Genomic DNA, 473 nt, shown 5'->3' with positions numbered 1-473 from the left:
GTCATAAGTTGATTGATGCAGCTTTTGTAGAAAAACTTTAAATTTAATTTGTTTAACAAATTCTTACCCACTCACCTGAGTGGGTTTTTTATTGGACATAATTTATGAGCAATGAAAAATTTACATTTCCGTGTGATTTAGATGGAAACTCAGGCAAACAAAACTTCAATATTTTGACTTTGAAATTTGGTGATGGCTACGAACAGAATATCTCAGTAGGCATTAACAATAAAAAGGGGGAGTGGCCTTACAAATTTACATCTACCAAGGAAGAGATTCTTCAAATCAAAGCTTTTTTTGATCGACACAAAGGGGCTGATTCATTTCTATGGAATTCTCCATTGGATGGTGAGGTGAGAGTCAAAACAGATACAAGCTATACACCTAGTCAAGTAGGTGGAATGATCTGGACTATTTCCACAACCTTTACCCAAGTTTTTTACCCTTAAATCTAATCAACTTCACGCCCCACT

At 35.3% G+C, this 473-nt stretch carries 1 protein-coding gene; it reads left to right on the top strand.

Translation table 11 applies throughout. The annotated features are described in order from the left end of the window. Nucleotides 1-104 precede the first annotated feature (104 nt). Nucleotides 105-449 (top strand): phage tail protein, encoded by a 345-nt coding sequence (locus tag ACG9ZL_RS21335; protein ID WP_419361895.1) that lies wholly within the window; start codon nt 105-107, stop codon nt 447-449. Nucleotides 450-473: the final 24 nt, after the last annotated feature.

The organism is Acinetobacter legionensis (genome assembly GCF_048551735.1).
Lineage (GTDB): Bacteria > Pseudomonadota > Gammaproteobacteria > Pseudomonadales > Moraxellaceae > Acinetobacter.
Note: the sequence above shows the minus strand (reverse complement) of the source record. Positions and strands in the feature narration are given on the sequence as shown.

Excerpts from the sequence above, each read along its gene's own strand:
- ACG9ZL_RS21335 (WP_419361895.1), top strand. The coding sequence starts at position 105 with ATGAGCAATGAAAAATTTACATTTCCGTGTGATTTAGATGGAAACTCA.